This is a genomic window from Ruminococcus sp. AF17-12, from assembly GCF_003479245.1.
Taxonomy (GTDB): domain Bacteria; phylum Bacillota; class Clostridia; order Lachnospirales; family Lachnospiraceae; genus Blautia_A; species Blautia_A fusiformis.
Map to the genome: position 1 here is coordinate 275,387 of NZ_QUGY01000002.1, position 23,568 is coordinate 298,954.

The 23,568-nt window shown below is 46.3% G+C and carries 20 protein-coding genes and 1 tRNA gene; 4 read left to right on the plus strand and 17 right to left on the minus strand.

Going from position 1 to position 23,568, the window contains the following annotated elements:
* Positions 1-36 precede the first annotated feature (36 nt).
* The 5 genes from DWW77_RS03355 to DWW77_RS03375 are packed head-to-tail and all read right to left on the minus strand — an operon-like array spanning position 37 to position 4,732.
* Positions 37-309: an ACT domain-containing protein gene (locus DWW77_RS03355; RefSeq protein WP_015525249.1), complete on the minus strand. Its 273-nt coding sequence runs from the start codon at positions 307-309 to the stop codon at positions 37-39.
* Positions 310-322: 13 nt separating this feature from the next.
* Positions 323-1,120, minus strand: a complete 798-nt coding sequence (locus DWW77_RS03360; protein WP_022427103.1) for an MBL fold metallo-hydrolase — start codon at positions 1,118-1,120, stop codon at positions 323-325.
* Positions 1,107-1,706, minus strand: coding sequence for a dephospho-CoA kinase (gene coaE / locus DWW77_RS03365; protein ID WP_015525251.1), 600 nt, complete (start codon positions 1,704-1,706; stop codon positions 1,107-1,109). The genes DWW77_RS03360 and coaE overlap by 14 nt, the downstream gene beginning before the upstream one ends.
* A complete protein-coding gene (gene polA / locus DWW77_RS03370; protein WP_022427102.1) occupies positions 1,707-4,346 on the minus strand; it encodes a DNA polymerase I in 2,640 nt (879 codons plus the stop codon). It abuts the gene before it with no gap.
* Between the two features lie 2 nt (positions 4,347-4,348).
* Complete coding sequence (locus DWW77_RS03375) at positions 4,349-4,732, minus strand: anti-sigma factor family protein (RefSeq protein ID WP_022427101.1); 384 nt, start codon at positions 4,730-4,732, stop codon at positions 4,349-4,351.
* Positions 4,733-4,926: 194 nt separating this feature from the next.
* Between DWW77_RS03375 and DWW77_RS03380 the strand changes: the two genes are divergently transcribed.
* On the plus strand, positions 4,927-5,796 hold the full coding sequence (locus DWW77_RS03380) for a DegV family protein (RefSeq protein ID WP_022427100.1): 870 nt from the start codon (positions 4,927-4,929) through the stop codon (positions 5,794-5,796).
* A 267-nt stretch (positions 5,797-6,063) separates the two neighbouring features.
* On the opposite strand, the gene ftsH is transcribed toward DWW77_RS03380, so the two are convergent.
* Positions 6,064-7,923: an ATP-dependent zinc metalloprotease FtsH gene (gene ftsH / locus DWW77_RS03390; RefSeq protein WP_502685122.1), complete on the minus strand. Its 1,860-nt coding sequence runs from the start codon at positions 7,921-7,923 to the stop codon at positions 6,064-6,066.
* Between the two features lie 227 nt (positions 7,924-8,150).
* Here ftsH and DWW77_RS03395 point away from each other — a divergent pair.
* Together DWW77_RS03395 and DWW77_RS03400 are read left to right on the plus strand one after the other, a co-directional pair.
* Positions 8,151-8,232: transfer RNA gene (locus tag DWW77_RS03395), tRNA-Leu, on the plus strand.
* A gap of 77 nt (positions 8,233-8,309) precedes the next feature.
* The gene (locus DWW77_RS03400; RefSeq protein WP_118608058.1) at positions 8,310-9,686 is read left to right on the plus strand and encodes an MATE family efflux transporter; all 1,377 of its coding nucleotides are present in this window, start codon (positions 8,310-8,312) and stop codon (positions 9,684-9,686) included.
* Positions 9,687-9,810: 124 nt separating this feature from the next.
* Here the strand turns inward: DWW77_RS03400 and DWW77_RS03405 are convergent, their stop codons facing one another.
* From DWW77_RS03405 to DWW77_RS03420, 4 genes are read right to left on the minus strand one after another with little or no spacing between them, the layout of a single operon-like run.
* On the minus strand, positions 9,811-11,100 hold the full coding sequence (locus DWW77_RS03405; protein ID WP_059085911.1) for a diaminopimelate decarboxylase: 1,290 nt from the start codon (positions 11,098-11,100) through the stop codon (positions 9,811-9,813).
* 52 nt (positions 11,101-11,152) lie between these two features.
* Positions 11,153-12,589, minus strand: coding sequence for a pyruvate kinase (pyk, locus tag DWW77_RS03410; protein WP_021653035.1), 1,437 nt, complete (start codon positions 12,587-12,589; stop codon positions 11,153-11,155).
* Between the two features lie 27 nt (positions 12,590-12,616).
* Entirely contained in the window at positions 12,617-13,507 is an 891-nt protein-coding gene (locus DWW77_RS03415) for a DUF1751 domain-containing protein (RefSeq protein ID WP_059085913.1), read from the minus strand.
* 30 nt (positions 13,508-13,537) lie between these two features.
* Positions 13,538-14,479 carry a magnesium transporter CorA family protein gene (locus DWW77_RS03420; protein ID WP_022426904.1) on the minus strand — a complete coding sequence of 314 codons (942 nt, stop codon included), beginning with the start codon at positions 14,477-14,479 and terminating at the stop codon, positions 13,538-13,540.
* A gap of 226 nt (positions 14,480-14,705) precedes the next feature.
* Between DWW77_RS03420 and aroC the strand changes: the two genes are divergently transcribed.
* The gene (gene aroC, locus DWW77_RS03425) at positions 14,706-15,800 is read left to right on the plus strand and encodes a chorismate synthase (protein ID WP_022426905.1); all 1,095 of its coding nucleotides are present in this window, start codon (positions 14,706-14,708) and stop codon (positions 15,798-15,800) included.
* A gap of 128 nt (positions 15,801-15,928) precedes the next feature.
* Here aroC and DWW77_RS03430 read toward each other — a convergent pair whose 3' ends face one another.
* The 7 genes from DWW77_RS03430 to hemA form a co-directional block, all read right to left on the minus strand.
* Positions 15,929-17,011 (minus strand): lactonase family protein, encoded by a 1,083-nt coding sequence (locus DWW77_RS03430; RefSeq protein ID WP_015525261.1) that lies wholly within the window; start codon positions 17,009-17,011, stop codon positions 15,929-15,931.
* A 188-nt stretch (positions 17,012-17,199) separates the two neighbouring features.
* Complete coding sequence (gene hemL / locus DWW77_RS03435; RefSeq protein ID WP_118608059.1) at positions 17,200-18,480, minus strand: glutamate-1-semialdehyde 2,1-aminomutase; 1,281 nt, start codon at positions 18,478-18,480, stop codon at positions 17,200-17,202.
* Entirely contained in the window at positions 18,480-19,463 is a 984-nt protein-coding gene (gene hemB, locus DWW77_RS03440) for a porphobilinogen synthase (RefSeq protein ID WP_022426908.1), read from the minus strand. The genes hemL and hemB overlap by 1 nt, the downstream gene beginning before the upstream one ends.
* Before the next feature lie 2 nt (positions 19,464-19,465).
* On the minus strand, positions 19,466-20,971 hold the full coding sequence (gene cobA, locus DWW77_RS03445) for a uroporphyrinogen-III C-methyltransferase (RefSeq protein ID WP_118608060.1): 1,506 nt from the start codon (positions 20,969-20,971) through the stop codon (positions 19,466-19,468).
* Entirely contained in the window at positions 20,968-21,861 is an 894-nt protein-coding gene (gene hemC / locus DWW77_RS03450; RefSeq protein WP_334297631.1) for a hydroxymethylbilane synthase, read from the minus strand. Before hemC ends, cobA begins: the two co-directional genes overlap by 4 nt.
* Entirely contained in the window at positions 21,848-22,339 is a 492-nt protein-coding gene (locus DWW77_RS03455; RefSeq protein ID WP_015525267.1) for a precorrin-2 dehydrogenase/sirohydrochlorin ferrochelatase family protein, read from the minus strand. Before DWW77_RS03455 ends, hemC begins: the two co-directional genes overlap by 14 nt.
* Positions 22,329-23,558 (minus strand): glutamyl-tRNA reductase, encoded by a 1,230-nt coding sequence (hemA, locus tag DWW77_RS03460; protein ID WP_092071998.1) that lies wholly within the window; start codon positions 23,556-23,558, stop codon positions 22,329-22,331. The genes DWW77_RS03455 and hemA overlap by 11 nt, the downstream gene beginning before the upstream one ends.
* Between the last annotated feature and the right edge of the window lie 10 nt (positions 23,559-23,568).

Genomic DNA, 23,568 nt, shown 5'->3' on the forward strand with positions numbered 1-23,568 from the left:
TATCATATGCATTGGCAATCCGCATTCGCTGCTTGATCATACTCGATGCATCATGTTAAAAATATCTTCATGCTGGCAGTGGATCACAACACCGATCTCCTTGCCCAGATTTTCAAGCTCTTTTGCAAGTTCACCGCCATCCTTTTCACATTTTGCTGTGTCTGCGATCATCATCATGTTGAAGTAACCCTGAACGATGGTCTGAGAAATATCCAGAATATTAACCTGATTCTCTGCAAGATATGTACAAACCTTTGCAATAATTCCTACTGTGTCATTTCCTACTACTGTGATAATTGTCTTCTTCATCGTTTTTTCCTTTCTACACTGTGATTATTTCTGATATGTGATCCCTCTTCGCTACCTGGATCTTAAAATCCCTGGAACGGTACGGGTTGTCACCAAGTGTCACCTCCGAGCACACAGTCTCGTAGGCAAGTTCTTCATAGTTGTTTTCTCTGCTTAAATGGCCAAGAAAAACCGCCTTCAAATTATCATGGAGGATCCGACAGAGCAGACGTCCTGCATTCTCATTGGAGAGATGCCCACGGTCTCCCAGAATCCTCTGTTTGAGATAATAAGGGTATTTTCCAACCTGAAGCATGCGGATGTCATGATTTGCTTCCAAAAGCACCGCATCCAGATTCTCCAGATTTTTTACAATGTAATCATTATATTTTCCAAGGTCCGTGGCAATGCCCACAGAATGCTCTCCACATTCCAGGCGGTAACCCACCGGCTGTGCAGCATCATGGGGAATGGTAAAAGGATTTACCGTCAGGTCCTTGATCTCAAAAGGCTCATCCTCCCGGATCTCGTGGATCAGTCCCTCCGGCATTTTTCCAAGGGATTTCATACGAAGCATGGCATCTGCGGTTCCACCTGTGGTATAGATGGGAATTCCGTATTTTCTGGAGATCACTCCCAGTCCCTTGATATGGTCGGAATGTTCATGTGTGATCAGGATACCGTCCACATCTTTTCCGGTAAGATCCAGGGAATTCAGGCCTTTTTCGATACTCTTCCCGCTGATCCCCACATCTACCAGAACATGTGCCTCCTCAGATCCCACATAAATACAGTTGCCGCTGCTTCCGCTGGCAATACTACAAAGTCTCATTTCTCTCTATCCCTTCTCTGATCTGTCTCCGGGTACCCTTCAGATCTCCATTATTCTCGATCACATAATCCGTATGTTCTCTGAAAACCTGGTCAGATACCTGGTTTCGGATAATGCCAAGAGATTTCTCTCTGGAATAGCCACGGCTTTCCATCAGACGACGGATCCGGATTTCCTCCTCTGTATACACATACCAGACTTCGTCACAGAATTCCTGATAATTCTCTTCCAGAAAAAGAGCAGCTTCCACAACACAGATCTCTCTTCCGGCTTCCTTCTGTTCTCCAAGAAGATCTAGGATTCTCTGCTTTACAGCCGGATGGATGATCCCGTTTAATTTCAAAAGCATATCCTTATCTGTGAATACTACATCAGAAATCCGTCTCCGGTCAATAGTTTTATCTTTTTTTATGATTTCTTTTCCAAACAATGCGATCACCGCATCGTAACATTCTTCCCCCGGTTCCATCAGAATGTGACCAAGCTGGTCTGCCTGGATCACATATGCCTGGAAATCTTCTTCCAGGATTCCAAGTACTGTACTTTTTCCGGCCCCTACTCCGCCGGTTACTCCGATCACTCTCATTTATTTCGCCTCATACCAGCTGTCACCCTGGTGCATATCTACGTCAAGTTCCACTGCAAGGTCTGCCGCTCCCTTCATCTCTTCTTCCAGAATACGGGAAACTTCCTCGATCTCTTCTTTCTTTGTCTCGATCAGAAGCTCATCGTGAACCTGCAGCACCAGTCTTGAACGCAGTCCCTCTTTTTTCATTCGTTCATAAACATGGTTCATGGCTATTTTGATGATATCTGCTGCAGTACCCTGGATCGGAGAGTTCATGGCTACACGTTCTCCGAAGGAGCGCTGCATGAAATTACTGGATCTCAGCTCCGGCACGGGCCTTCGTCTGCCGAACATAGTTGTTACATAACCGTGTTCCTTGCCATCCTTTACCAGACCGTCCAGAAAGCCCTTGATCTTCGGATAGGTCTCGAAATATTTCTCAATATAGGCAGCTGCCTCTTTTCTGGTAATACTTAGATCCTGGCTCAGTCCAAAGGAACTGATCCCATAAACGATTCCGAAATTTACCGCCTTGGCATTTCTTCGCTGAAGAGATGTCACTTCATCCAGCGGCACATGAAACACCTGGGATGCGGTGAGCCGGTGGATATCCTCCGCCTCACGATAAGCCTGGATCAGTTTTTCATCACCGGACATATGTGCCAGCACACGAAGCTCGATCTGGGAATAATCAGCATCCAGAAATACAAATCCCTCTTCCGGCACAAAAACCTTACGGATCAGCCTTCCCAGCTCCATGCGGACCGGTATGTTCTGAAGATTCGGATCTGTGCTGCTGATACGACCGGTTGCTGTGATCGTCTGATTAAAAGTAGAGTGGATCCTTCCATCTTCTCCGATCACATTTCCGAGACCATCTGCATAAGTGGATTTCAGCTTGGTCAGCTGGCGGTACTCCAGGATATCTTTTACGATGGCATGATCCGGCGCCAGCTTATCCAGGATATCCGCCGCTGTGGAATAGCCGGTCTTGGTCTTCTTTCCACCTGGAAGTCCCAGCTTTTCAAAAAGGATCACACCCAGCTGTTTCGGGGAATTGATATTAAACTCCTCCCCTGCTTCCTGCCAGATGGTTTTTTCCAGCTCCTGGATACGGACTTTAAGTTTTTCACCATAGCTCTTAAGCTCTTCACCCTTAACGAAAATCCCCCATTTTTCCATGGAATCCAGGGTAAAGACAAGAGGAAGCTCGATCTCATCATAAACCTTACGCATGCCTGTTTCATCCAGTTTTTCAAGAAGAACCTTTCGAGCCATGCAGGGCACAAACGCCTGATAGCAGGCATAATTTCCAAGGCATTCCAGTTCCTCTTCCCAGGCCTTTTTCAGAGAAGTCTTTCCAAGAAGGTCTTCCTTTGAGGGGAGCATCATACCATCCAGATATTCTCTGGCGATGTCATCATGGGAATAGGAAGATTTCAGCGGGTTCAGAAGATATGCAGCAACCCCCGCATCAAAAACCTTCTTCGGATCATCAAGGGAAACATGTTTGAGAACTGATTTAATATCCATAGCACAGAGCACCGTACTGTCCGCCAGAGTTTTCAGTTTTCCGCAAAGGTAATCCCCTGTGAGAAGTCCTCCTACCGGAATCTGATAGATTTCTTTTTCATCCAGGACCAGTCCCACGGTATACACCTGATCCAGATCTGCAAGAACAGAAATACCCACCTGATCTTTCTGCGCTGCTTTTTCAAACAGTGCCTCCACACCGGAAAGGTCATTACAGGTAAAAAATTCCAGTTCCATGGAGGAATCTGCTGTCGTAGCCGGATCAAAACGGTTCAACATGTTCTTAAATTCCAAGCGTTTACACAATTCATATGCCTCCAGAGTATAGGGATTTTCCACTTTCGCTTTTTCGTAGGAAAATTCCAGCGGACTATCTGTGTTGATGGTTGCAAGCTCTTTGGAAAGCTGTGCCAGATCATAATGCTCGCGGAGAGATTCTTTCGCCTTATTAGGCTTTACCTCTTCCAGATGCTCATGAGCATTCTCAATGGAACCGAACTGCACGATCATCTTGGTCGCGGTTTTCTCTCCAACACCCGGGATTCCCGGAATATTATCGGAGCTGTCGCCCATCAGCGCTTTCAGTTCTATGATCTGCGGCGGCGTTACCTGATATTTCTCAAGAACTTCCGCTGTATGGTAGTTTTCAATGGTTGTCTTTCCCCGGACAGTCTTCGGAAGCCGGATCAGCACCTTATCTGTGGCAAGCTGAAGAAGATCACGGTCTCCGGAAAGAATGGTAACATCCATACCCTTTGCTTCACTTCTTCTGGCGACCGTACCAAGAAGATCATCTGCTTCATAGCCTTCCAGGGACATGATGTTGATTCCCATGGCAGAAAGCATCTCCTTGATCAGCGGAACCTGTTCCCGAAGCTCCTCCGGCATGGGTTTTCGGGTGCCTTTATAGGCTTCATATCTCTTATGCCGGAACGTAGGTGCACTCAGATCAAATGCAACGGTAAGATACTCCGGCTTCTCTTCCTCCATGATCCTGAACATAATATTCAGAAATCCATATACCGCTCCTGTATGACGTCCTTCTGCATTGGTAAGATCCGGCAGACCATAAAACGCACGGTTCAGGATGCTGTGACCATCGATCAGTAATATTTTTTCACTCAAAATCAAATTCCCTCCTTCAGTTCCAGGATCACAAAAACAAGAAAGACCACCAGTGCCGCGATCAGAACGCAGACTGCCACTGCAGCGATCGCTCTGTGAAATTTCTTTTTTCGGATATACCTTCTGGATTTTCGGATATCCTCTTCCAGAAGCTCCTTAAAATCCAGAACAGTATCTTCCTGTTTCTCATCCAGCTGCTGCATGGCCTTATGTACAATGAAATATGTGGCAAGCTCATCGTAGCAGGAGGAACACTTCTCAATATGCTCCAGAAAATCCTCCAGATCATTCAACGGCAACGTATGATCGATATATTTATTAACCATTCCCTCTGCAATACGACAGTTCATATTTTCCCTCTCTTTCAAAGCAGCGGATTCTCCCATATGATAAGCCTCTTCTGAGATCCCGCTTCACAATTTGCCCCAGACTGGGGAAATATTTCCCAGAATATTATATCATTATAGCGAATTAAACGTTGAATGACAAGGGCGGTTTCCTGTGGTATACTTGAGATGTCCCGGTCAGAAAACAGAAAAACTGACCAAATATGAAAATCCAGGCAAGGAGGATCACCATTATGAAATCTATAGCAATCGTTACAGACAGTAACTGCGGCATGTCTCCCGCTCAGGTAAAAGACCTTGGCATCTACATGCTTCCAATGCCGTTTTTTATAGATGATAAGGAATATCTGGAAGACATTGACATGAACCAATCAGAGTTCTTTCAGCATCTTGAACAAAATCCAGGCTGCAAAGTTTCCACATCCCAGCCCACACCGGAATCCGTCACTACCCTCTGGGACAAGCTGCTCAAAGACTACGACGAGATCGTACATATCCCCATGTCCAGCGGTCTCTCCAGTTCCATGCAGACTGCCCGCATGCTTGCAGAAGACTATGATGGCCGTGTACGTGTCGTAAACAACCAGAGGATCTCCGGAACCTTACGTTACTCTGCCATCGAGGCTATCCAGCAGGCTAAAAACGGTCTCTCTGCCGATGAAATTGGAACCTGGCTGGAAAAAACCCGCTTCGACTCCAGCATCTATATCACTGTAGCTACTCTGAAGTACCTGAAACAGGGCGGCCGCATCACTCCTGCAGCTGCAGCCATCGGAACCATGCTCCGTCTGAAACCGGTTCTGCAGATCCAGGGCGAAAAGCTGGACGCCTTCTCCAAGGCCCGCACCATGACCCAGGCAAAAAACACTATGACGAAAGCCATCAAAGATGACATTGCAGACCGCTTTGGAGAAAAGATCAACCTGGATGTCATCCACTCCCACAACCTGGAAGCAGCCGAAGAATTCCGAAAAGAAGTCCTCACCACCTTCCCGAATATCGGTGAAGTCAACATCTTCCCTCTCTCCCTGAGCGTCTCCTGCCACATCGGCCCCGGAAGTCTGGCACTCACCTGTTCCAAGGTACACCCGGAAATATGGTAAAGACTAGTCAGAAGCAATCCACATGGCCAGAGCACAGCCGGAGGGAATACTTCTGTATGGCTCTGTCTCTGGAGGAGGGCTGCTAGTTCTTAGGTTCTGGAAATCTGCGTTATTAAAAAAAGTTCGGCTGTCTGAGCGGCAACAAGCCGCGAGTTCCGAACTTTTTTTAATGGTTTTAGCAGATTTTCAGGGCCTTAGAACTAACGCCCAACGGAAGCCGAAGACCTTACAGAAGTATTCCCTTCGGCGTCCCTCCCGCCAACATATTTAATTTTCCTGTGTATTCTCAATCTCCACCGGCGCTTCATTCAAGATCTTCATAAACTCCTCACCGGTGATCGTCTCATGCTCATACAGATACTTGGCAATCTCATGGAGCTTTCCGATATTATCTGTAAGGATCTTCGTAGCCTTTTCATGCTCCCGTCTTACAAGCTCCACAACCTTCTTATCCAAAAGCGTCTGCGTCTCAAAGGAACAGGTTAGACTTGCATCTCCGCCAAGATACTGATTGCTTACATTTTCCATGGCAACCATGTCAAAATCATCACTCATACCATACCTGCTGATCATCGCTCTGGCAATCTTAGTCGCCTGCTCAATATCATTGGAGGCACCGGTAGTAATGGAATGGAAGATCAGCTCTTCCGCTGCACGGCCGCCTGTAAATGTAGCGATCTTATTCTCCAGTTCTTCCTTAGTCATCAGGAAATGTTCCTGCTCATCTACCTGCATGGTATATCCCAGTGCACCGGAGGTACGTGGAATGATCGTGATCTTATGGACCGGTGCAGAATCTGTCTGCTTGGCAGCAACCAGTGCATGACCAACCTCATGATAGGAAACGATCAGCTTTTCCTTATTGGAAAGTACACGGTTCTTTTTCTGATATCCGGCAATAACAACTTCGATGCTTTCTTCAAAATCCGCCTGTGTGGCAAATTTCCGTCCGTCGCGGACTGCACGGAGAGCTGCCTCGTTGACAATATTGGCAAGCTCCGCACCGGAGGCACCGACTGCCGCCTTGGCAATTTCATCAAACCGGACTGTATCCGCAATTTTGATCTTCTTGGCATGAACCTTCAGGATTTCCTCACGCCCCTGAAGATCCGGAAGCTCAACCGGGATCCTTCTGTCAAAACGTCCCGGGCGAAGAAGTGCAGGGTCAAGGGAATCCGGTCGGTTGGTAGCTGCCAGGATCACAACACCCTTGGAACCGTCAAAACCGTCCATCTCTGTCAAAAGCTGGTTCAGTGTCTGCTCACGCTCATCGTTTCCGCCGCCCATTCCGGAGCCGTCACGTTTCTTGCCGATCGTATCGATCTCATCAATAAATACGATACATGGTGCCTTCTCATTGGCCTGTTTAAAAAGATCACGGACCTTGGCAGCACCCATACCCACAAACATCTCCACAAATTCCGAACCGGAAATTGAGAAAAACGGAACCTCCGCCTCACCGGCAACTGCCTTGGCAAGAAGAGTTTTACCGGTTCCGGGAGGGCCTACAAGAAGGGCACCCTTCGGCATGGAAGCACCGATTTCTCTGTATTTCTCCGGATTATGAAGGAAATCTACAATTTCCGTCAAAAGCTCCTTGGCTTCATCCTCACCGGCAACATCTGAAAATTTGATTCCCGTAGAGGATTTCACATAAACCTTGGCATTGCTTTTGCCAAAGGACATCATTCCTCCCGGTCCTCCGTTTCCCATGGAACTCATCATCTTCTTGCTGAGCCAGCGTCCCAGGAGAATAAAAATTGCGATCGGGAGTACATATCCCAGGATCAGAGATAAAAGCAGGGACTGTCTCTGAGGTGCAGTACCCTCTATACTTACGCCCGCATCGTAAAGATGGGATACAAGATCCTGATCCTCTACAGATACCGTCTTACAATAGACATCATTTCCATCTACCTTCATCGTATAATAGATATAATCAGAATTAATAGTTGCTTCATATACTTTTCCTCTGTCTACAGCTTTCAGGAAGGTGGTGTAATCGGTCTCTTTTACACTTCTCTCAGAAAGAGCAGGAAGAGCAAAAACATTCAGCAGAACAATAATTACGACCGCAATAATGTAATATACATACAGCGGCCGCTTCTCTGGTTTTTTTGAATTCAGATTCATGCAGTCTCCTCCGTTATCTTATAGTATATTGCTATATCCACAGTGCTATATCAGGTGGTACAGCCTTGTAATACACTCTACCACTTTTTTCAGTCAATTTCAAGGATGCCTCATCCGATTTCATAAACTTTTTAGAATTAAAAATATTTCCAAATAATACCTTTATTCTGAAAAAATCCTTGCAAGCCACCTGATACTGTGCTATTATAATAAATGGTTATGCCGCTGTGGCGGAATTGGCAGACGCACTTGACTCAAAATCAAGCGGAGCGATCCGTGCCGGTTCGAGTCCGGCCAGCGGCATTCGCATAAAAGACCTGACGGAGAAATCTGTCAGGTCTTTATTATATACTATCAAAAAACACGAAAGGAATAAAAAAATGGAAAAAGACAAAAGCTTTTTAGGAACCGAGTCTGTCGGAAAGCTTCTTCTGCAGCTTGCACTTCCTACCGTTGCCGCACAGCTCATCAATATGCTCTACAATATCGTCGATCGTATCTATATTGGTCATATTCCCGGAGAGGGTGCTCTTGCCCTTACCGGTGTAGGTGTCTGTATGCCGCTTATTATGGTCGTATCTGCCTTCGCTGCTCTTGTCGGAAACGGAGGCGCTCCCAGAGCCAGCATCTTTATGGGTAAAAATGACACGTCGAAAGCCGAACAGACTCTCGGAAACTGCTTCACCATGCAGATCATCATCTCCCTGATCCTGACTGTTATCCTGTTTCTCGGAAACCGCAGCCTTCTCCTTGCATTCGGCGCCAGTGCAAACACCATCGACTATGCGGTGGGTTACATGAATATCTATGCAGTAGGAACTATCTTTGTACAGCTGACTCTTGGCATGAATAATTTCATCACAGCCCAGGGATTCGCAAAAACCGGAATGCTCTCCGTATTGATCGGTGCGATCTCCAACATTATTCTGGATCCGGTTTTTATTTTCGGATTCCACATGGGTGTCCGGGGCGCTGCTCTGGCAACAGTGATCTCCCAGGCATTTTCCTGCATCTGGGTCCTCTCCTTCCTCTTTGGAAAAAAGACCTTCCTGAAGCTTCGGAAAAGCACCATGAAACTGAAAGCCGATATCATTCTGCCCTGTATGGCTCTTGGCTCTTCTCTCTTTGTCATGCAGCTCAGTGAAAGCGTTATCTCTGTCTGCTACAACTCCTCCCTCTTAAAATACGGCGGGGATGTTGCAGTAGGAGCCATGACTATCCTTACCAGCGTCATGCAGTTTGCCATGCTTCCTCTTCAGGGACTTGGTCAGGGTGCACAGCCTATCATCAGCTACAACTATGGTGCACGTAACGAAAAACGTGTACGTTCTACATTTAAGCTTCTTATAAAAACAAGTGTTTCTTATTCCGTGATCCTGTGGCTGATCATTATGATCTTCCCGCAGATCTTTGCCGGAATGTTTACTTCGGACAGTACATTACTTGCTTTCACAAAAACAGCGCTCCGGATCTATATGGCAGTTGTGTTTATCTTTGGTATCCAGATTGCCTGCCAGATGACCTTTATCTCCCTTGGCAGAGCCAAAGATTCCATCATTGTGGCTATTGTCCGGAAATTTATTCTGGTCATCCCGCTGATCTATATCCTGCCCAATATTTTCCGTGCTGACCGGACAAATGCAGTTTATATGGCCGAGCCGGTTGCGGATATCCTAGCCGTTACATTTACTGCCATCCTGTTTTTCTTTGAGTTTAGAAAAGCCTTGGCAGAAATCTCCGGCAGCCGGAAGCAGTAACCCTGCATTTGACCACCTTCCGCCCTGCTCACGATCTTATGCCTACCAGATACTTAAACATAAAACAGCCTTCCGGCATCATTACAAGATGCACAGAAGGCTGTTTTTATATATTTTCGCTATTTTATTTCAGTTCATCTTCATCCTGAAGAAGTTTCTCAAAAACAGGGAAGCAGTCAAAGGTTGCAAAATAATCTCTCGGTGTCTCGGCACGACGGATCATCTCAAAGCTGCCGTCCTCATGAAGAAGGATCTCTGCAGATTTCAGTTTACCATTGTAGTTATAACCCATTGCAAAACCATGAGCACCTGTATCATGGATCACAAGAAGATCTCCCTTGTCGATTTTCGGAAGCATACGGTCAATGGCAAATTTATCATTATTCTCACAGAGGGAACCTGTCACATCATATTTATGATCGCACGGCTCGTTCTCCTTACCCATAACCGTAATGTGATGATAAGCACCATACATAGCCGGACGCATCAGATTTACTGCGCAGGCATCTACGCCGATATACTCTTTATGCGTATGTTTCTCATGGATTGCTTTTGTGACAAGGCAGCCATACGGTCCCATCATGAAACGGCCAAGCTCTGTATAGATCGCAACATCACCCATTCCTTCCGGAACAAGTACTTCTTCATAAACCTTGCGGACACCCTCACCGATCACACGGATATCATTTGGCTCCTGATCCGGTTTATAAGGAATTCCGATACCACCGGAAAGGTTGATGAATTTAATGTGTGCACCTGTCTCCTTCTGAAGCTTCACGGCAAGCTCAAACATAACCTTTGCAAGCATTGGATAATAATCATTGGTCACTGTGTTGCTTGCAAGGAATGCATGGATTCCGAACTCTTTGGCACCTTTGGATTTCAGGATACGGAATGCGTCAAAAATCTGCTCGGTAGTCATTCCGTATTTTGCATCTCCGGGATTATCCATGATACCGTTACTGATCTTAAATACTCCACCTGGATTGTAACGGCAGCTGATCACTTCCGGGATTTTTCCGAGAGCTTTCTCTACGCTCTCAATATGTGTAATGTCATCAAGGTTGATGATCCCACCGATCTCATCTGCATATCTGAACTCTTTCTCCGGTGTGTCATTGGAAGAAAACATGATATCGCCCTTTTTGCAACCTACTGCCTTGGCCATCATAAGCTCTGTTTCTGAGGAGCAGTCGCAGCCACAGCCATACTCCTGCAGAATATTGATCAGATATGGATTCGGTGTTGCCTTTACCGCAAAAAATTCCTTGAATCCTTTGTTCCATGCAAAGGCCTCTTTCAGGGCTTTTGCATTCTCACGGATCCCCTTCTCATCATAGAGATGGAAGGGTGTCGGAAACTTTTCAGTAATTTCGTTAAGTTTCTCAAGTGTCACAAATGGTTCTTTTTTCATAATAACTGCATCTCCTGTTTTTCCGACTGCTGTTCCCGAAGAAAACTCAGTCTTATTCTGCCTCGATCACGTGCATCATATTTGTCACTGCACCACGACCGTTTGTCATGTTGGTCGCAGGGTCTCCTGCTGTAAATACAACAAGGTCTCCTTTATGTATCAGATGACGGCTGCGGACAACATTCATAGCCTGAGACATGATATGGTCCGTGGTATCTCTCTGATATCCTTTCAGAGGTGTTACACCCCAGATCAGCTGAAGTTTATGCTGGATGGTTGAGTTTGGTGTGATCGCATAGATTGGAACCTTCGGGCGGAAATTGGAGATCAGTCTGGCTGTATTTCCACTCATTGTCGGTGTTACGATAGCGTTCGCCTTCAGGTTCTTTGCAGTACGCACCGTTGCAAGTGCCACTGCACTGGAGATCTTCTCTCTTCCATCCATGGAACGATGTTCAATAAACACTTTATAATCCAGATGCGGCTCTGTCATCTCTGCGATATCTGCCATCATCTTAAGAGCATCAACCGGATATTTCCCAGCTGCTGTCTCTCCGGAAAGCATGATCGCATCGGTTCCGTCGTAGATCGCATTGGCAACATCAGCTACCTCTGCACGTGTAGGACGCGGATTACGGATCATGGAATCAAGCATCTGTGTTGCTGTAATAACCGGTGTATAATGTTCGTTACACTTACGGATGATCTCCTTCTGAATGTGAGGTACCTGGCTTGCAGGAATCTCCACACCAAGATCTCCTCTGGCAACCATAATACCGTCAGATGCTTCAATGATGGAATCAATATTCTCAACACCCTCTGCATTCTCGATCTTCGCGATAATACCGATATCCTTTCCACCATTATCATTCAGAAGCTTACGGATCTCACGGATCACCTCTGCGGAACGAACAAAAGATGCCGCGATGAAATCAAATTTCTGCTCGATACCAAAGATAATGTCCTTCTTATCCTGCTCTGTGATTCCCGGAAGATTTACTTTTACATAGGGAACATTTACACCCTTCTTCTCTCCCAGCTCACCACCGTTTAAGATATCACAGACAATATCGGTTCCCTTGATCGCCTTAACCTCCAACTCGATCAGACCATCATCAATGAGGATCCTGTTTCCCGGTTTTACATCCTTGTAAAGTGTCTCATATGTGATAGCAACCTTTGTGCTGTCGCCTTCAAAATCGCCAATTCCAAGTACAAACTGTTTTCCCGCTTCCAGCTTAACCTTCTGTCCGTCCTTTAAAAGTCTGGTACGGATCTCCGGTCCCTTTGTGTCAAGAAGCATGGCAATAGGCATATCAAGCTCCTCACGAAGCTCCTTGATCATATCCACACGGCCCTTCTGCTCCTCGTGGTCTCCGTGAGAAAAGTTGAATCTGGCAATATCCATTCCATTCTCCATAAGAGCCTTCAGAGTTTCCCTGTTATTACTGGCAGGTCCAAGTGTACAGATAATCTTAGTTTTTTTCATAATAATGTTCTCCTTCGTTTGTGCGTTTTACTGTACGTGTTTATGTGTAAATAAATGATCCTGACAATATTCATAATTTCCGTTGCACTTTGAGCAGAAACGAAACTCCAGGTTTGGGTCATCCTTTTCGGTACGTCCGCAGATCGCACATTTATGCTTGGCGATCCCATTCGGACCGGACCCTGTTCTGGAAGGAGCCACAGCCTTCTTAAACTGCTGCCTCCTGTGGATCTCTTTCGGATTGTATCGGTTCATATCACGGGTACTGAAATAAAAGATCACAAAGTTTAAAAGTGATGCTACGATCGGTACTACACCTACCCAAAGCCCGACTCGAAGATAAGATACGATATCCCACGCAATGAACAGTCCGTATACAAAGGCCATCCATTTCATCCTGATCGGGATCACAAACATAAGAAGCAGCTGAAGATCCGGATATGTGACTGCATAGGCAAGGAAAATAGAAAGACTGATATAATATGTGGTAAAAATATTTCCGCCAAGAGAATAGGCGATCCCGTTCATAACCACATAACCACCTGTAAATACATGTAAAAGTACTGCTGCGATCACAGTAAACAAAACACCTGAAAAAATATACAATGTGTACCGGAAAGTTCCCCAGGTACGTTCCAGTGAAGTACCGATCGGATAATAGAAAAAAAAGATTGCGAGAAGGAACATCACAAGATTGCCAGTTCCTCCCACACTGGACGGCGGATAGATCACCCATGTCACCAGTCTCCAGATCTGTCCCTTCATGACCATGGACATATCAAGACTCAGCATGTTCAAAACTCCCGGAGCAAACATAGCCAGAAAATACCCCAACACATAACATCCGATGATGTAAACAGTCAGATTCGGAACCCCGAATCTTCCGAATTTACGTTCCAGTTTGTCAATAAATTTCATTAAAATCTCCTTTCAGAAAACTTTTGAAAATCAGAAAAATCGCTTCTTGGAAAGAATGATCGCTGCCACAACACTGATTGCCACAGAAATCAGGATAATGATCAGAAATCCCAATGGACTCCTTGATAAGGGCATACCGGAACCAGCCACATTCATTCCGTAAGCACTGAACACAATAGTCGGAATACTCATGACAATAGTAATGATTGCCAGTACCTTCATAACGATATTCATATTATTGGAGATGATCGATGCAAAAGCATCCATAGTTCCGTTCAGGATACCGCTGTACACATTGGCCATTTCGATCGCCTGCTTATTCTCAGTGATGACATCCTCCAGAAGATCGGTGTCCTCCGGATATTTCTTGATGCTGTCTATCTTCAGAAGCTTCTCCAGCACAACCTCATTGGACCGGAGTGATGTGATAAAATAAGTCAGGGATTTCTGCAGCTCCAGAAGCTCGATCAGCTCTTCATTTCTTGTGGAAAGATGCAGTTTTTCTTCCACCTGCTCACTTTTTTTGTCAATGATACGCAGATAACGCAGGTACATGCTCGCATTTCTGTAAAGGATCTGAAAGATAAAACGGGTCTTCATATAGGTAAAAAAGCTCCGGACTCTTCCCTCCATAAATCTGGTAAGAACCGGTGTGTCCTCTAGACAGATGGTAAAGATCATAGACCCCGTCACAATGATGCCAAGCGGTATTGTCCCATACCAGTCCTTGTCATTACGTTCCTCGATCATAGGAACATCAACCAGGATCAGTGTATAATTATCCTCAACTTCGATACGTGACCGTTCTTCCTCATCCAAAGGGGATCGTAAATCGTCAACCTCTATATCAAACTTCTCGGAAAATTCAAAAATCTCTGTTGCCGTCGGATTCGTCAGCGCAATCCAGCAGCCTTCCTCCGGTTCCTGTATCTGGTGGATGGCTCCGTCTATTGTCTTGTAAATCCTTACCACGATTCCCACTTCCCTTCTCTTGCTTTTCTTTTGCCAGGGCAAAATTCTTTTTTATTATAAATAGTCAAAATAGCTTTGTCAATTCATACCTTTTCTTTTTAAAAGAGCTTTTAAATAATTTCACATGATCTTTACATAAAAATTTATTCTGCCTTCCACGTTCTTTACATTTTTTCCGGCTTCCTATATAATGATTCCAGAATTCCAACGAAAGGAAGTTATACAAATGAGTCAGTCATCATTCGGAAAAAAATTCGTGGTTACCACCTGGGGAGAATCTCACGGCAAGGCTATCGGTGCCGTTCTCGACGGCTGTCCCGCAGGTCTTTCTCTCTGCGAAGAAGATATCCAGGTTTTTCTTGACCGGAGAAAGCCCGGTCAGAGCCGTTATACAACTGCCCGTAAGGAAGGAGATCTGGTGGAGATCCTTTCCGGAGTTTTTGAAGGAAAGACTACCGGTACTCCAATTTCTCTTCTGATCCGCAATACAGATCAGCGTTCCAGAGATTACGGAAATATCGCATACTCCTATCGTCCCGGTCACGCAGACTTTACCTTTGACCAGAAATACGGATTCCGTGATTACCGTGGAGGTGGACGCTCCTCCGGAAGAGAAACCGCCGGACGTGTGGCAGCCGGTGCCATTGCCATCAAGCTGTTAAACGAACTTGGCATTACATTTACTACCTACGCAAGATCCATCGGTCCTGTAGAGATCCGGTCCTTCTCAGAAGAAGAGATCCGAAATAATGCACTCTGCATGCCAGATGCCGACGCAGCCGCAAAGGCATCTGCCTATCTCGAACAATGTCTGAACAGTCAGGACAGTGCCGGCGGTGTGATCGAATGCCGCATCAAAAACGTTCCTGCCGGTCTGGGCGATACGGTTTTTGACAAGCTGGATGCTACCCTCGCTCATGCGATCATGTCCATTGGTGCTGTAAAAGCTGTTGAGATCGGTGACGGCATCAACGTGACACGTCTTACCGGTTCCGAAGACAACGACGGTTTTGTACAAAAAGACGGCATTATTTCCAAAACTTCCAACCACGCAGGTGGTATTATGGGCGGTATGAGTGACGGCAGCGATATCATTCTCCGTGCACATATCAAACCTACTCCTTCCATCAGTCAGTCTCAGTCTACTGTGACCAACACCGGAGAAAACCTGGAGCTTGAGATCAAGGGCCGGCATGATCCGGTGATCGTACCGCGTGCAGTAGTCGTTGTGGAAGCTATGGCAGCACTTACCATTACAGATGCACTTTTTAACAATATGAGTGCACGGATGGATCGTATCCACGAATTTTATCAGCGGTAATTTCACATTTTGACCTGTCAGATAAAAAAATATAAATGCACAAAAAAACAGACTCAGGGAAAATTCCTACTCGTCCCTGAGCCTGTTTTTGTCTGCCTGTGCAAGACTTACTTTGATCAATCCTGTTCTTAATCCAACTGCTCCCATGTATCCGGTACCGGCCAGATATGGATACAGTTCGGTGTCTCGATCTTTCTCGGTTTTTCGTTCATCATGATGATATTCTTTTCATAATCCACAGTGAAAACGGTAATACTGTTGCTGGCATGATTGGCAATAGCAATATGCTTGTTATCCGGGAAGATCATAAGATCCTTCGGGTAATCACCACTGATCGGAAGTGTAAATTTCTTGGTCAGAAGGCCTGTTTCCTGGTCTACTGCATACATAGTCACAGTATTTTCCCCTGCTGTTGTACAGAAAAGATATTTACCGTCCGCAGAAAGAGACATACCGGAAGCTGCGTTATGGAGCGCATCATTGGAATCCTCTTTTCCAAGAGTGGTAATGCTCTGAAGCAGCTGAAACTCCGGATTCTTACCACTTCCGTCATAGCTGTATACCTTCACCTCATTGCTGAGCTCAAAAAGAAGATATGCAAATCTTCCGTCATCACTGAAACGGATGATACGAGGGCCGCTCTCTCTCGGGCAGCGAAGAATGTCAACCAGCTCCAGTTTGTCTTTCTTCTTATTGATACGATAGATCTTAACCTGATCGATACCATTATCTACCGCACAGAGATACTTATTATCCGGTGTCGGACGTACACAATTAACATGCGGACGGAAGTTACGCTCTGCCACGCTTCCAAGTCCCTTGTGGAAAACGCCGTCCATAACACTTCCCAGACGGCCGTCTTTATGTGTATGTACAACCGTTACCTTACCATCATGGTACCCTGCCACATAAAGATATCTTCCGTCCACATCTGTTGCAAGATAGCAGCCTCGCATTCCGTTGATATCCACACTGTTGAGGCGGGTAAGATCACCGTTCTTGTCTCTTTCAAATACAGCTACACCCTCATCCTCAATGGAATACAGATATTTACCGTTTTTTGATACTGCCAGATGAGAAGCATTGCTAACTTCCACTTCGCTTCGTTCTGTGAGTGTTCCTTTTTCTACATCTACATCGTATACCTGAATTCCCTTACTGGTTCCATGGGTATATGTTCCCACGTAAGCCACGTACTTCTTTTTTCCCATAAGTTCTGGCCTCCTGCTTTTTACATTGGTTACGTATTTTTGTGTTTATTTTATCACAAAGCTTCTGCAAGAACAAGTTACCATCCTGTTATCTTTTGTGCAATTTTTTATGCAAAGCTGCCGTTCACTATGGCGTTCACACATGATCCACGCAAATGGATCGGCTCCTGCGCATCCATTACGCCTCTTTACAGATCTCCCAAAGCGCCTCTCATTGCTTCCAGAGTTTCATCAATTACTTCATCTGTATGCGCTGTGGAAAGGAACATCGCCTCAAACTGGGAAGGTGCAAGATGAATGCCTCGTTTCAGCATTCCCTTGAAATATTTTGCAAAAAGCTCCAGGTTGGATGTTTTTGCAGAAACATAGTCTTTTACCTCCTGGTCTGTAAAGAAAATACTTGCCAGAGAAGAATCATAGTTTACCTGATATGGAAGACCTTTTTCCTCCACGATCTTCTTCAAGCCGCCGTAAAGCTTCTCACCTTTAGCAGCCAGATCTTTGTAGATTTCCTGATGCTCATAGAGATATTTCAGCTGTGTGAAACCTGCAGCCATGGCAACCGGATTTCCGCTTAAGGTACCTGCCTGGTATACAGGACCACACGGTGAGATCAGATCCATGATCTCCTTACGTCCGCCATAAGCGCCTACCGGCATTCCTGCGCCGATTATTTTCCCGTAGGTGACAAGATCCGGACGGATACCAAAATACTCTGCTGCTCCGCCAAAGGCAAGTCGGAAGCCTGTGATCACTTCATCAAAGATCAGCAGACAATTGTGCTCATCGCAAAGCTCACGAAGCCGCTTTAAGAAGCCTGGTTTCGGAGGAACCACACCCATGTTTGCTCCTACTGCCTCCACGATCACGGCTGCCACATTTCCCTCTTCCTGTTTGAGAAGTGCTTCCACACTGGCGGCATCATTGTAGGTAGCCGTCATGGTATCCTGTGTACAGCCCTTCGGAACACCGGCGCTGTCCGGAATACCGCTTGCCATGACACCGGAACCGGCACTTACCAGAAGGCAGTCACTGTGTCCGTGATAGCAGCCTGCAAATTTGATGATCTTATCTTTTCCGGTAAAGCCTCTTGCTGCACGGATGGCGCTCATAACAGCTTCTGTTCCGGAGTTTACCATACGGATCATATCTACATGTGGGATATGTTCACAGATAAATTCCGCAATCTCCACCTCAATTCCTGTGGCGCAGCCAAAGCTCAGACCATTTTCACAGGCTTTTATCACGCTTTCACGGATCGCCGGGAAATTATGTCCCAGGATCATCGGGCCCCAGGAATCAATGTAATCCACATAACGGTTTCCATCTACATCATAGATGTAGCATTTATCTGCTTTTTCAATAAAACGAGGTGCCTCACCGATGGCTCCGTAAGATCTTACCGGGCTGTTTACGCCTCCCGGGATTCTTTTTACCGCACGCTCAAATAACTGTTCTGATCTTGTCATCAGCCGATCCTCCCTTCATCCATAAGTCTTGCCAGAAGCTCCGCATAATAGGTAAGATAGATCTGCGCGCCGGAACGGAATGCTCCTGTAGCCATCTCACCCACGATCCTTTCTTCGTCGATCCAGCCGTTTGCAGCTGCTGCTTTTACCATTGCATACTCACCACTGACACTGTATGCGGCAACCGGAACGTTTGTGATCTCCTTTACCTGCCAGATCATGTCCTGGTATGCAAGAGCCGGTTTTACCATGATGATATCTGCACCCTCTTCCACATCTGCAAGTGCCTCTTTCAGCCCTTCTCTGCTGTTGTGAGGATCCATCTGGTAGCTTTTTCTGTCCCCAAAAGACGGAGCAGAATCTGCTGCCTCACGGAACGGGCCATAAAATGCAGAAGCATATTTTACTGCATAGGACATGATCGGTGTTGTATAATGTCCGGCCTTGTCCAGACACTGACGGATCGCTGCAACACGACCATCCATCATATCAGACGGAGCAACCATATCTGCACCTGCCTCCACGTGGGAAAGTGCTGTTTTTGCAAGAAGCTCCAGCGTCTTGTCATTGTCCACATCATGACCGCAGAGAACGCCGCAATGGCCATGGGAAGTGTACTCACACATACATACATCTGTTACATAATAAAGCTCCGGAAATTTCTCTTTTGCAATGCGAAGAGCTCTCTGAACGATCCCCTCCGGATCATAGGCACCGCTGCCCACTTCATCCTTATGGTCAGGAATACCAAAAAACATCACACTGCCTACACCGGCTTTGGAAAGCTGTTCCAGTTTATACGGAAGACGGTCCAGGCTGTAACGGTACTGCCCGGTCATGGACGGAATTTCTTCTTCCTTATTTTCTCCTTCCATTACGAACATAGGATACATAAGAGAAGATTTATCCATTCTTGTCTCACGTACCATCTTACGAAGGTTTTCGCTACCTCTTAATCTTCTTGGTCTTTTTGTCAGTTCCATGATCATTCGCTCCTTTTCATATCCTCCACCAGCTTGACAAGACTGTCAATGGTGGCTTTTTCTGACATATATGCTTTCATTCCAAAGCTCTCAGCAGCCGCCTTCGTCTGTCTGCCGATGCAGGCCGCCTTAACCTTTGAATAATCCAGTCCTTTTGTTCCCTCTACAAATCCCTTCACAGTGGAGGCACTTGTAAACACCGCACAGCTGATCTGTCCTGTTTCAAATTCCTTCTTCTCATCGATGAGCTGGCTCTTTTCGTAAAGAGTCTGATAAGTCGGAACATCCTCGACCACAGCGCCTGCCTGTGCAAGAAATGCGGTGAGCTTTTCATTACCCTTTTCTGCCCGCGGGATAAATATCTTTTCTCCACCGGAAAGAAGCTCTGAAAGTTCCTTTCCAAGAGTATCCCCGTCATATACCGACGGCACAAAATCTGCCAGCAGACCTCTTTCCTTCAGGGCCTTTTTTGTTCCTTCCCCGATCACGGCCAGACGGGCATTTCCCATGGCACGGATATCTTTTCCATGGCGGATCAGTTCTTCAAAAAATACCCTTACACCTGTAGGGCTGGTAAATACAAGCCACTGATATTCCTCCAGGTGATCCAGCGCTTTATAGAGACGGCTCTGGTCTTCCATGGGGACAGTACGGATCGCCGGAAGCTCCAGAACCTCCGCACCTTTTTCACGAAGCTTGTCCGCAGTTCTGGAAACAAGCTCTTTCGGTCTTGTGACAAGGACCTTCCATCCTGAAAGCGGCAGTTCTTCATACCAGCCAAACTTTTCTGCCAGTGTACATACCTTACCCACCACAATGATCGCCGGTGTCTCGATCCCCTGGCGTTTCACCTCTTCTTCCAGGGTAGAAACTGTTGCTACGATCCGTTTCTGACCTGCTGTAGTTCCCTTCTGCAGGATCGCCGCAGGCATGTCCTTTTCCATTCCTGCACCTATCAGACCCTCGCAGATATCCGGAAGTGCGGACACGCCCATCAGAAATACAAGCGTTCCCCTTGTATCAACAAGTGCCCGGAAATCTATATCATATTCTTCTCCGGCTTTCTTGTGTCCTGTAATGATGTGGACTGAAGAACAGAAATCCCTGTGTGTTACCGGAACCCCGTTATATGCCGGTACTGCAATGGAGGAAGTAACACCCGGAACAACCTCATAAGGGATCCCATTCTCCCGAAGAAGCTCCAGCTCCTCTCCTCCTCTTCCAAAGAGGAATGGATCTCCGCCTTTCAGGCGCACCACACGAAGACCCCGCTGTGCCTCCTCAAGAAGTACCTGATTGATATTTTCCTGACGCATGATATGGTGACTGGCACGTTTGCCTACATTGATCAGCCTGGCATTTTCCGGGATTCTTGACAGAACTCCCTGACCTACCAGACTGTCATAGACGACCACATCTGCCTGTTCCAGCACTTTGAGGCCTTTTAATGTAAAAAGGCCGATATCGCCAGGGCCCGCTCCTACCAGCCATACTTTTCCTGTTTTCATCTGTTTTCTCCTTTTTTCCGAAGAGTTTCTGCCAGTTCCTTGCCTAAGCTTTCCGCATCTGCCTTATTGCCACGCAGTGTTCCTGTTACATAGGAACCGTCTTTTTCATTATAATAAAGCCCTCTGAGATAGATCTCATCCCCGAGAATTTCCGCATGGGCAGCCACCGGAGAAGAGCATCCTCCATCCAGGAGCTTTACAAAAGCACGCTCCGCACTTCCCGCGGTCCAGGCATCCTTATCACAGTAGCCCTCCAGGAAATCATAAGCTTCCCCTTTTCTTCCCTGTACAGCAAGGATTCCCTGACCAGCAGCCGGAATGATCTCATCTGCTGTAAAATACCGGTTGATCCTGGATTCCAGTCCAAGTCTCTTAAGGCCGGCAGCAGCCAGGATCAATGCACTGTACTGTCCTTCATCCAGCTTCCGGAGTCTTGTCTGAAGATTTCCGCGGATACTTCTGACATCCATATCCGGATACAGTTTTTTAAGCTGTAAAGTTCTCCTTAAGCTGGAGCATCCAAGGGGCTTGCTTTTATCAAGTTCAGAAGCTCCCTCAGGAAGAACCAGTACGTCTCTCGGATCTTCTCTTTTGGAAAAAGCCAGAAGCGGCAGCTCCTCCGGAACCTCCATAGGCATATCTTTCAGGCTGTGTACAGAAAGAATACTTCTTCCATCTATCAGTGCTTTATCCAGCTCCTTTACAAAAAGCCCTTTTCCGCCAACCTTATCCAGTGTACGGTCCAGAATGATATCCCCGGTAGTTTTCATAGTGAGGATTTCCACTTCCAGATCCGGATTTTTTTCTTTTATGTAGTCACGGACCATTTCGCTCTGCAGCACTGCAAGCTTACTCTCTCTGCTGCCGATCACGATCTTATCTCTCTTCATCTTCATCCTGCTCTCCCAATACTTTTTCCAGCGCATTCTGGATCTCTTCCCTTACACGCTTTGCTTTTTTGTGATCCAGTCCGCTGGCTGTAACTCCAACTACCATTTCATCCCGCATATATACGCCCGGGAAATAAAAATCACAGGCTTCCCGGTCGGAGGCTACATTAACATAAATGCCCTCCTCCTTACAGACACGGTGGATCTCATCATTCAGCTTCCAGTCATTGGTGGCTGCGATCACCATATATGCGTTGGCAAAATCTGAACGTTTCACGGGACGGATATATAAAGTTACAGTTCCTGCTTTTCCAAGATCCATAAGCTCCTGGGTCACTTTTGTAGCCACTACCGTGATATTTCTTGTAAATTTCAGAAGAGTCTTTATTCTTCTGGTAGCAATATTACCACCACCTGCCACAACGATATTTTTATCGGACAGGTCTATAAACATGGGGAAATAAGGTTTATTCTTCATAAAGTTTCTCCAGTCCTTCCACACATTCCAGAAAAGCATCCTGGTTCAGACTGTCCCGAAGCCCGAAGATCAGCTTGTTCACAACCTTTCCGGCTGCAGTATCCACTGCTTTTTTCAGGTTTTCTCTGTCTGAATCCTCCATAGGAGTTTTCCGGAAGATTTTTTCGATCCTCAGGTTCAGATCTTCCACAGCATCCGCTTTGATCTCCTGGATGCGCGGGATGATATCACGACCTTCCAACCACTGGAAAAATTCGTTCATCTGGGCCTTCACAATGGATCCTGCTGCTTCCAGGTTATCTGCAAGTTCCTTCGGTGTCTCGCCGGTTCGGAAGCTGTCCATATCATAAAGTGTGATGTTATCTTTTTTTCGGATCTCCGGATCAATATCTCTTGGAACTGCCAGATCGATAAGGATCATAGGTCGTTCCACACGTACATCCTCAAACAATTCTTCCGTCAGTGTATAATTGGGGCTTGCTGTTGCGCTGACCACCAGGTCACACTCCGGCAGATAATCCATTCTCTCACCATAATTGATCCTGCTGCATCCAACAGGAATGCTCACAACACCACTTCTGTACTGACGGATCGTAACCGTCACATCCGCTCCTGCTTCACGCAGTGTCTGGGCAGCCATCTTCCCCATCTCACCGTTTCCGATCACCATACAGACTTTATTGCGAACATGATAACCGCCCTCTTCCAGAAAACGGATGGCCTGATGGATCACAGAAGGATTTCCATGAGAAAACGGCACTTCCGTTTTGATCTTCTTGCCTGCAGTTACCGCCATACGGAAAAGCACCTCCAGAACACTGTCTGTGGTAAACTCATCCCTTGACATACTCAACGCCTCTTTTACCTGGGTCAGGATCTGATCTTCCCCCAGGATCTGGGATTTCAGTCCGCTGGTAAGATAAAAAAGGTGCTCCACCGCCTCTTCGTTTTCTCTGCTGGTAAAATACTTCTGGTATTGTTCTCCCTGCACACCTTTCAACGAGCAGAGCCACTGATACAGGTCCGGCTTCTCCTCATCTGCAGTACTTACCCACAGTTCCAGCCGGTTACAGGTCGACAGAATAATACACCCGCAGATCCCAGCTTCTTCTTTCAGCCTGCGCAGCGCCTCTCCGGTATTTTTACGGGTAAAAGCAAACTGCGCTCTGACATCTACAGGTGCCATATTATGATCGATTCCAAGCATGAATATACTCATGTCCTACATT